The sequence below is a fragment of the Nocardioides sp. J54 genome, from assembly GCF_000519005.1.
Classification (GTDB): Bacteria; Actinomycetota; Actinomycetes; order Propionibacteriales; family Nocardioidaceae; genus Nocardioides.
In genome coordinates this window covers 83,271-92,142 of sequence record NZ_KI912530.1, presented here as the reverse complement: position 1 = coordinate 92,142, position 8,872 = coordinate 83,271, and the positions used below count along the sequence as shown (strand labels likewise).

Annotated in this window: 10 protein-coding genes; 1 reads left to right on the top strand and 9 read right to left on the bottom strand. The window is 72.8% G+C overall.

The annotated features are described in order from the left end of the window. Positions 1-321: 321 nt before the first annotated feature. Genes NOCJ54_RS0123060 through NOCJ54_RS0123050 form a run of 3 tightly spaced genes read right to left on the bottom strand, consistent with a single transcriptional unit; the run spans position 322 to position 2,707 of the window. Positions 322-831 (bottom strand): MarR family winged helix-turn-helix transcriptional regulator, encoded by a 510-nt coding sequence (locus NOCJ54_RS0123060; RefSeq protein WP_232221870.1) that lies wholly within the window; start codon positions 829-831, stop codon positions 322-324. 49 nt (positions 832-880) lie between these two features. Beyond that, the gene (locus NOCJ54_RS0123055) at positions 881-1,447 is read right to left on the bottom strand and encodes a GNAT family N-acetyltransferase (RefSeq protein ID WP_028657362.1); all 567 of its coding nucleotides are present in this window, start codon (positions 1,445-1,447) and stop codon (positions 881-883) included. Positions 1,448-1,492: 45 nt separating this feature from the next. Then, positions 1,493-2,707, bottom strand: coding sequence for an acetyl-CoA C-acetyltransferase (locus tag NOCJ54_RS0123050; RefSeq protein ID WP_028657361.1), 1,215 nt, complete (start codon positions 2,705-2,707; stop codon positions 1,493-1,495). 152 nt (positions 2,708-2,859) lie between these two features. Between NOCJ54_RS0123050 and NOCJ54_RS0123045 the strand changes: the two genes are divergently transcribed. After that, positions 2,860-3,756 carry an acyl-CoA thioesterase gene (locus NOCJ54_RS0123045; RefSeq protein WP_028657360.1) on the top strand — a complete coding sequence of 299 codons (897 nt, stop codon included), beginning with the start codon at positions 2,860-2,862 and terminating at the stop codon, positions 3,754-3,756. A 3-nt stretch (positions 3,757-3,759) separates the two neighbouring features. Here NOCJ54_RS0123045 and NOCJ54_RS0123040 read toward each other — a convergent pair whose 3' ends face one another. The 6 genes from NOCJ54_RS0123040 to NOCJ54_RS27860 all read right to left on the bottom strand — a co-directional run bounded on the left by NOCJ54_RS0123040 (position 3,760) and on the right by NOCJ54_RS27860 (position 8,849). Beyond that, positions 3,760-4,545 (bottom strand): enoyl-CoA hydratase/isomerase family protein, encoded by a 786-nt coding sequence (locus NOCJ54_RS0123040; RefSeq protein WP_028657359.1) that lies wholly within the window; start codon positions 4,543-4,545, stop codon positions 3,760-3,762. A 21-nt stretch (positions 4,546-4,566) separates the two neighbouring features. Continuing rightward, the gene (locus NOCJ54_RS29255; RefSeq protein WP_186449886.1) at positions 4,567-5,166 is read right to left on the bottom strand and encodes an RNA polymerase sigma factor; all 600 of its coding nucleotides are present in this window, start codon (positions 5,164-5,166) and stop codon (positions 4,567-4,569) included. A gap of 77 nt (positions 5,167-5,243) precedes the next feature. After that, the gene (locus NOCJ54_RS30145) at positions 5,244-5,621 is read right to left on the bottom strand and encodes a hypothetical protein (protein WP_028657357.1); all 378 of its coding nucleotides are present in this window, start codon (positions 5,619-5,621) and stop codon (positions 5,244-5,246) included. A gap of 442 nt (positions 5,622-6,063) precedes the next feature. Further along, positions 6,064-6,606, bottom strand: coding sequence for an RNA polymerase sigma factor (locus tag NOCJ54_RS0123025; RefSeq protein WP_028657356.1), 543 nt, complete (start codon positions 6,604-6,606; stop codon positions 6,064-6,066). An 819-nt stretch (positions 6,607-7,425) separates the two neighbouring features. After that, on the bottom strand, positions 7,426-7,809 hold the full coding sequence (locus tag NOCJ54_RS0123015; RefSeq protein WP_232221869.1) for a globin: 384 nt from the start codon (positions 7,807-7,809) through the stop codon (positions 7,426-7,428). Between the two features lie 8 nt (positions 7,810-7,817). Beyond that, a complete protein-coding gene (locus NOCJ54_RS27860) occupies positions 7,818-8,849 on the bottom strand; it encodes a mechanosensitive ion channel family protein (RefSeq protein WP_084255659.1) in 1,032 nt (343 codons plus the stop codon). Positions 8,850-8,872: the final 23 nt, after the last annotated feature.

The following is an 8,872-nucleotide window of genomic DNA, read 5'->3' as shown; positions in this document are numbered from 1 at the left end:
GGCCCCTACGAGACCGACCCCAGCACCGACACCCCACGAGACCCGGTCAGGCCGTCGGGTGTCTGGGGTGCCGGACGACGGTCCCTCGTGGAGGCGAATCGGGGTGCCGTCGGCGTCTGTGTGTGATTCCGGCTTGCGCNGGGGAGTGGTGACGCCGGCGGTGGGGTCCCCGCTCGGAGCCTTCGCGAGGGGGCCGGCGGGAGGCGCCGCAGGCGCCCGGCGGGCCCACGACCCACCCACCAGCCAGACCCGCCCACCGCCAGACCCGCCCACCGCCAGACCCACCCAGCAGCCAGGCCGCGCCACGCGCGCGGGCACGGGTCAGCGCAGCTCGCGCTCCGGGTGGGCGTCGATGAGCTGGTCGCAGACGGCGTCCATCACCCGGCCGAGGGCCATCAGGTCCTCGTGGGGGACGAGGTCGACGAGGGACTGGCGGACGGTCTCGACGTGGCTCGGGGCGGCGGCGCGCAGGACGTCGTACCCGTCGTCGGTGAGCAGGCAGACGACGCCGCGGCCGTCGTCGGGGGAGCCGGCGCGGCGGACCAGGCCGGCTGCCTCCATCCGCTTCACGGTGTGGGTGACCCGGCTCCGGCTGTGCGCCAGCGACGCCGCGAGGCGGGCCATGCGCAGCTGGCCGTCGGCCTCGGAGAGCCGGACGAGGATCTCGTACTCGACCGCGGACAGGCCGTGGTCGCGGCGGAGGTCCTCGTCGATCCGGTCGAGGAGGAGGGTGGTGCCCAGCAGGAACGAGCGCCACGCCCGCTGCTGGTCCTGGTCGAGCCACCGTGGCTCGTGGCGGGTGGCCACGGCGGCGGGATGCTCGTCAGTCACCGCCTCAGTCTAGGACGAGGCCGCCCCCGAATCCGGTGAGGCCGGGCCGTCAGAGGTCGTGGCGCATGAGCACCCGCGGGTGCCCGGCCAGCACCGACGTGGTGTCGGTGACGTAGCGGAAGCCGGCCGCCTCGAAGTTCGCCCGGAGCCCGGCGTAGGCCATCGTCAGGTCGACCTTCGCGCCGTTGTTGTCCAGCGGGTAGGCCTCCACGGCGGGTGCGCCCTGGGTGCGGGCGTGCTCGACGGCGCCGGCGATGAGGGTGTGGGAGATCCCACGGCCGCGGTGGCCGGGGCGGACCCGGATGCACCACAGCGACCACACGGGCAGGTCGTCGACGTGGGGGATCTTCCGGTTGCGCGCGAAGGAGGTCGCCGAGCGCGGCGCGAGCGCCGCCCAGCCGACCGGCTCGTCACCGTCGTAGGCGAGGACGCCGAGCGAGCCCTCCTCGAGCAGCCTCGCGACGTACTCACCCCGCGCCGGGCCGCGCAGCTCGTTGTTCAGCCTCGACGGGATGCGGTAGCTGAGGCACCAGCAGACGTTGGCGTCCGGCCGCTTCGGCCCGACCAGGGTCCGGACGTCATCGAAATCGGCGGCGGGCCGCACCTCGATGCTCATGCACCGAAGGTACGACCCGCCGCCGACAAGCAGGCTCGTCGAGCGTCAGGACAGGCGCTCGAGGATGAGCGCCATGCCCTGACCGCCGCCGACGCACATGGTGATCAGGCCGGTGCTCTTGTCGTGCCAGTCGAGCGAGTTGAGCATCGTGTTCTGCAGGCGGGCGCCGGTCATGCCGAAGGGGTGGCCCACGGCGATCGAACCGCCGTTGACGTTGAGCTTCTCCATCGGGATGCCGAGGTCCTCGGCGGAGGGCAGCACCTGCGCGGCGAAGGCCTCGTTGATCTCGACCAGGTCGATGTCGTCGATGGTCATGCCGGCGTGCTTGAGGGCGTTGCGGGTCGCCTCGACCGGGCCGAGGCCCATGATCTCGGGGGAGAGGCCGGAGACGCCGGTCGACACGATCCGGGCGAGCGGGGTCAGGCCCAGCTCGGCGGCCTTGGTGTCGGACATGATCACGACGGCGGCGGCACCGTCGTTGAGCGGGCAGCAGTTGCCGGCGGTGACCACGCCGTCGGGGCGGAAGACCGGCTGGAGCTGGGAGAGGGCCTCGTAGGTGACCCCGGCGCGCGGGCCGTCGTCCTTCGTCACGACGGTGCCGTCGGCGAGGGTGACGGGGGTGATCTCCCGCTCCCAGAAGCCGTCGGCGATGGCCTTCTCGGCCAGGTTCTGCGAGCGGACGCCGAACTGATCGAGGTCCTCGCGCTCGAGGCCGCGCATGCGGGCGACGTTCTCGGCGGTCTGGCCCATGGCGATGTAGATGTCGGGGAGCAGGCCGTCCTCGCGCGGGTCGTGCCAGTCCTGGCCGCCCTTGGCGTACTCCTCGGTGCGCGCCTGGGCGTCGGCGAAGAGCGGGTTCTTGGTGTTCGGGATGTGGTCCGAGGTGCCGAACTGGAAGCGCGAGACGGTCTCGACGCCAGCGGAGATGAAGACGTCGCCCTCGCCGGCCTTGATCGCGTGGAAGGCCATCCGGGTGGTCTGCACCGACGAGGAGCAGTAGCGGGTGACCGTGGCGCCGGGGATCTCGTAGCCCATGAGCGTGGTGACGATGCGAGCCATGTTGTTGCCGGCCTCGCCGCCGGGCAGGCCGCAGCCGAGGTAGAAGTCGTCGACGTCGTTGGGGTCGAGCGCGGGGACCTTGTCGAGCGCGGCCTTCGCGATGAACGCGGTGAGGTCGTCGGGGCGGAACTCCTTGAGCGAGCCCTTGTTCGCCCGCCCGATCGGCGTACGGGCGGCGGAAACGATGACGGCCTCGGGCATGGGCACTCCTCGGTGAGCGGTGAGAGTCGAACCCGCACAGACTAGTGCGGGCCAGGTAGAACAGGTTGCAGTCGTGGCGGACGCCACACTACGCGGTGACGCTGGGTGGTCGCCGTCCGCGGCACCGACGCGCGCGTGGAAGCATGCGGGGCGTGCGGCACCGCTACGAATGCCCCCTCCGCTGGGCTGACCTGGACCTGCTGGGCCACGTGAACAACGTGAAGTACCTCGACTACCTGCAGGAGGCGCGCTCGGCGCTGCTGCGCAGCTGCCTCAAGGCGGCCGGGGTCGAGCGGCACGGGGACGCCTACGTCGTGGTCCGCCACGAGGTGACCTTCCGGGCGCCGCTGATGTTCCGCAAGGAGACGGTCTCGATCGAGTCGTGGGTCAGCGAGCTCCGCGCGGCGAGCTTCACCCTCGACCACGAGATCTTCGACGAGGACGAGGCCGGCAACCGCACGGTCTACCTCCGGGCGCGGACCGTGCTCGCCCCGTTCCTCCAGGCCGAGGCCAAGCCGCGACGGCTCACGCCCCAGGAGCGCGAGGCGCTGGCGCCGTACGCCGAGGTCGACCCCGACCGCGCGCCGGCCGGCCCGGTGCGCGTCGAGGTGCCGCACGACCACGCGACGCACTTCCCGCTGCAGGTGCGCTTCTCGGACGTCGACATCTACCGGCACGTGAACAACGTGAAGTACGTGGAGTACTTCCAGGAGGCGCGCATCGCGATGATGCGACGCCTCAAGGGCGCGCTCGAGGAGTTCCCGCGGCTGATGGTCGTGGTGGCGCAGACGAACCTCGAGTACGTCACGCCGATGGTCCTGCGCAGCACGCCCTACGACTGCTGGTCGACGGTGACCGAGTTCGGCACGAAGTCGATGACGGTCGACGCCGAGATCACCTCCGACGGCGAGGCCGGGCGTGTGGTGCACTCGCGGGCGCGGGTCGTGCTGGTGTTCTTCGACCTGGAGACCCAGCGCTCGATCACCCCGCCGCCGGGCTACCGCGAGGCCGTCCTCGCCGCGCTCGGCGGTCCGCTGGCCGACGGCTGAGGCTCACCAGCCGGCCGGCAGCCCGGTGAAGTCCGGCTCCCGGCCCTCCGCGAAGGCGGTGAGGGCCTCGAGGTTCGCCGGACCGCCCATGAGCTCGGCGAAGGCGGCGTTCTCGCGGTCCCGGGCGGCGCGGACCGCCTCCCGGTGCGGCTCGGTCATCGTGCGCTTCACCGCGACCAGCGACGAGATCGGCCGTCGGGCCAGCAGCGTCGCGTGCTCGCGGGCGACGGCCATCAGCTCCTCCGGCGGGCAGACCCGTCGGACCAGGCCCATCTCCCGAGCCTCCTCGGCGGAGACCCACTCGGCCGAGAGCAGCATCCACGCCGCGTCCTGGCGGCCGACCAGCGCCGGGAAGAGGTACGACGACGCGGCCTCGGGCGCGACCCCGAGGGACGTGAACGGGCACTTCAGGCGGGCGTCGTCCGCCATGAAGGCGAGGTCGGCGTAGCCGAGGATCGTTGCGCCGATGCCGAGGCCGATGCCGTTGACGGCGACCACGAGCGGCTTCGGGAAGTCGACCAGGGCGTCGACGAGCCCGATGAAGCCGTGCTTGCCGCGCTCGAACGCCGGGTCGGTGGCCATCTGGTGCATCTCGAGCAGGTCGGTCCCGGCGCTGAACGCCCGGCCGGCGCCGGTCAGGAGCACCACCGCGACCGAGGGGTCCTCGGCTGCCTCGAGCAGCGCGTCCGCCGTGGCGTCGTACAGGGCCTCGTTGAAGGCGTTGAGGGCGTCCGGCCGGTTCAGCACCAGCGTGCGCACTCGGTCCTCGTCGGACACGATCAGGGTCATGGGACCAGAGTAGAACGTGTTCTATGTCGCGTCACCGGCATCGACCGGCGCGGCGGGCTCGGGCTCGCCGAGCACCGATCGCAGCCGGCGCAGCCCGCGGTGGCGGGCGACCCGGACCGAGACCGCCGACATGCCCAGGGCGGTCGCGGTCGTCGCCACGTCGAGGTCGAGCACCTCGAGGCAGGCGATGACGTCGCGCTCGCGCGGCGGCAGGGCGGCGAGGGCCTGGCGCACCCACTCGTCGGCGATGAGGCTGCCCTCCGGCCCCGCGACGGCCTCCTCGGTGCCGGCGCCGATCAGCTCCAGCCCGCGGGAACGGGTGCCGGAGCGTCGCCACGCGTTCGCGCCGTGGTTGCGGGCGATGCCGAAGAGCCAGCCGCCGAAGTCGGCGGTGTCCCCGTGGAAGTCGGCGATCCGCTCCGCGGCGACCATCCAGGTGGCGGCGGCGAGGTCCTCGGCCGACTCGGTCCCCGCGACGGAGCGGGCCTCGAGCCAGAGGAGCAGACGGCCGGCGTGGGCGCGGTAGAGGTCGCGCCAGGCCAGCGCGTCACCGCGCTTCGCTGCGGCGACGCAGTCGTCGTCGGCGCGCACTGCCGTGTTCCACCCCTGCCTGTCCGTCACGTCCTGACGTGACGTCCGGACCTGCGTCCATTGTCCACTGCCGGTCCAGTATCCAGCAGCGATTCGCGGGGGTGTCCTTACCTGCCGTGACCGTTTCCGGCGCCGTGGCCGCGGGGGTTGCGGTGCTGCGGGCCCTTCTTCTTGCCACGCGGACCGGCGTCGCGGTCGCGGTGGCCCGTCGTGCCACGTGGACCGGCGTCGCGGCCCCGGTCGCCGGCGCGGGGGCCCTTGCCCGGCCCGTGGCCCGGCGTACCGGTCAGGCCCGGGGGACCACCGTTGCCGTGCTTCTCCCAGCCGGTCTTCCGGCCCTTGTCGGCCCCCTTGCGGGCACCCGGCAGGTCACCGGACTTGCGCGCCTGCTCGGCTGCGCGATCGACGCCGCGGCCGGTGCCGTCGGTGTCGGAAGTCGTGCCCGGCAGCCCCGGGGACAGGGGGCTGCCGGGCGTGGTGGACACGTCGGGTTGTGGGGTTCCGACGTTTCCGTGACTCGGCGGTCCGGAGGGCTCCTGCTGGGCGGGGCTGTCGGCGGGGGACAGTGGGATGTCGCCGCCGTGTGGGATTTCAGCTGCCCAGGTCGCCGCCGCGATCACGGCCACGGAGGCCGTCGCGACGATCATGCGGAGTCCAGCCGACCGAGCCGTCCGTGGGGCGACCGGCTGCGAGCTCGCTCCGAGCTCGGCCAGGACGCCGAGGAACACCGGACCGGGCTCGAGCGTCGGCGCTGCGACGCGGAGCCGTTGGGTCCGGTGGTTGCTCATGTCTCGTCTCTGCTTCGTGGTGCTGCGTGGTGCTGCGTGGTGCTGCGTCGTACGGGGTGATGCGGGTGGTGCCCGGACAGTCCCACCCCCAGAAGGGGACTGGCCTTCACGGGGTACATGTAGCCAGCGGCGCCGGGTGTTACATCGACTCGGAAACTTTCTCGCGGCTCACCTGCTGGCGCAGCCGCTTGAGTGCCCGGTGGTGCGCCACGCGTACGGCGACGGCGCTGATCCCCAGCGCGGTCGCGGTCGTCGCGACGTCCATGTCGAGCACCTCGCGGCAGGTGACCACGTCACGTTCGCGCTCGGGCAGGGTCGCCAGCAGCTGGCGTGCCCAGCCGACGTCGGTGGAGCCAGACTCGGGGCCCGGCACCGGCTGCCCGGCGGTGTCGTCGAGCGCGATCCGCTCCCGGCGAGCTGCGTGCCGGTGGGCGTTGGCGGAGAGGTTGCGGGCGATGCCGAACAGCCAGCCGGCGAACTCGTCGGAGGTGCCGTGGAAGCCGGCGACCTTCTCGGCGGCGACCAGCCAGGCGCCGGAGGCGATGTCCTCGGGACCCTCGTCGCCGCAGGGGCGCCCGCGCAGCCAGACGACGAGCCGGGAGGCGTGCGCCCGGTAGAGCTCACGCCACGCATCAGGATCGCCCCGCTTGGCCGCGGCGACGACGTCGTCGTCCGTCGTCACCGGGCCCGGTCCACCAGCGCTTCCTGCGGCCGGGGGGAGCGGCGGGCGCCGCTGTCGCTGTCGGGGCTGGGAGCAGTGCGGTCACCCGGCCGGCCGCCGAGCGGCGGCACGTCCGGGACGGGGAGACCCGGAAGTCCCGGCAGTGAGGGCACGGCCGGGACGTCGGGAAGCTGGGGCAGGGTCGGGAGCTCGGGCAGCTCGCCGCGACCGGGTGGGTCGCCCGGAGAGGGCACGGACGACGGGGGACCGGGGCGACCGGAGGGGCGCCCACGGTCCGGGTCGGGCGTCGCACGCCCGGACCCGGTGCCCTGCGGCACGGTCGGGTCCGCGGGGTCCGCCGGCTCGGCGCCGCCGGTGGGCGGGGCGGGCTCGGTCGGGGACGGCGTGCGCGCCTCGTCGGGTTGTGGGTCGGCCGGCTGGTGCGTGACGCGCTCCTCGGGGCGGAACGGAGACTCCGTCCCGGGCAGGGCACCCGCTGCCCACGAGGTCGCACCGACCGCGATCGCACCCCCCAGCACAATCGCGGCCCGTGCACCAGCCGACCGACCCGGTCGCGCAGCAGGAGCGGTCGAGCTCGCACTCAACTGCGCCAGCTGCGCGAGCAGCACCGGATCCGGATCGGCTGGACGCACCTCGGCGCGCAGCGTCTCGATCCAGTCCGGACGGGTCATGGCATCTCTCTCGAGCTGTGCCGCCGGGCCGGTCCGGCCGCGACGGGAGGGCGTGCCCTCATGAGATACCTGTCGCGCGGTCCGCCGTGCGTTACATCCCCGCCGAAAAGAATTTCCGCCCGGTCATCCCGCCTGAGCGGGGCGAGGGTCAGCCGGGGGTGTTGACCATGAAGTTCGCGGCGTGGGTGACGTACTCCCAGAACCGCGCGTCCTGCTCCGGTGTCAGCTCGACGCTGTCCAGGCCGGCGCGGAAGTGGTGCAGCCAGCGGTCGCGCGCCTCGCTGTCGACGGCGAAGGGGGCGTGCCGCATCCGCAGCCGGGGGTGGCCGCGGTGCTGCGAGTACGTCGTGGGGCCGCCCCAGTACTGCACCAGGAAGTGCAGGAAGCGCTCCTCGGCGGGGCCGAGGTCCTCCTCCGGGTACATGGGACGCAGCACCTCGTCCTGGGCCACGCCCTCGTAGAAGCGGGCGACGATGCGGCGGAAGGTCTCGAACCCGCCGATCTCCTCGTAGAAGGTCTGCTCCTGCTCCACGTCGCCCATCATCCCTCGCTGCTGGTCGCGGGCCGCGCGGCAGGGGTGTCGGTGTCGACCTCGCGACCGCGGGCCTCGGCCTCCTGCGCGCGCCGGTCCTCGCGGTGCCACACCACGCGCTGCGCGAACGGGATCTCGATGCCCTCGTGGTCGAAGCGCGACTTGATCCGCTGGCGCAGGGCGCGGGCGACGGCCCACTGCTCGAGCGGGGCGGTCTTCACCATCACCCGGAGGGTGACCGAGTCGGCCGCGAGCATCTCCACGCCGGTGACCTCGGGCTCCTCGATGATCACCTTGGCGAAGTCCTCGTCCTCGCGCAGGCTGTGGGCGACCTCGCGCAGCACCTCCTGCACACGGGTCAGGTCCTCGCCGTACCCGACGCCGACGTCGACGACCGCGCGCGACCAGTTCTGGCTCATGTTGCCCACGCGCATGATCTCGCCGTTGGGCACGTACCAGACCGTGCCGTTGACGTCGCGCAGCCGGGTCATCCGCAGGGTGACCGCCTCGACGGTGCCGCTGGCCTCGCCCACGTCGACGACGTCGCCCACGCCGTACTGGTCCTCGATGAAGACGAAGATGCCGGCCAGGAAGTCCTTGACCAGCGACTGGGCGCCGAAACCGAGGGCGAGGCCCAGGATGCCGGCGCTGGCGATGATCGGTGCGATGTCGACGCCGAGCTCGCTGAGCGCCATCGTGCCGATGACCGCGGTGAGGATGAAGGTGATGATGCTCTTGAGCAGCCCGGCCATGGTGGCGGCGCGCTGCTTGCGGCGGGCGGTGACGGCGGACTCGACCCGCTCCGGGAGCACGCCGCGCTCGGCGCGGCGGGCGATCCGGTCGACGAGGCGGTGCAGGACCCAGCGCAGCACGATGCCGAGCAGGATGATCGCCAGGATCGCCAGCGGCTTGCCGATCAGGACGTCGGACCACTGGGCGAGGCGCCGGTTGTCGGTGAGGTCCCAGACCAGCTCGCAGACCTGCTCGCCCTCGGCGCAGGGGTCGGTCTCTGCCGCGACGGTGAGGAGGGAGGCAAGCATCCCGACAGTCTCGCAAACGGCTG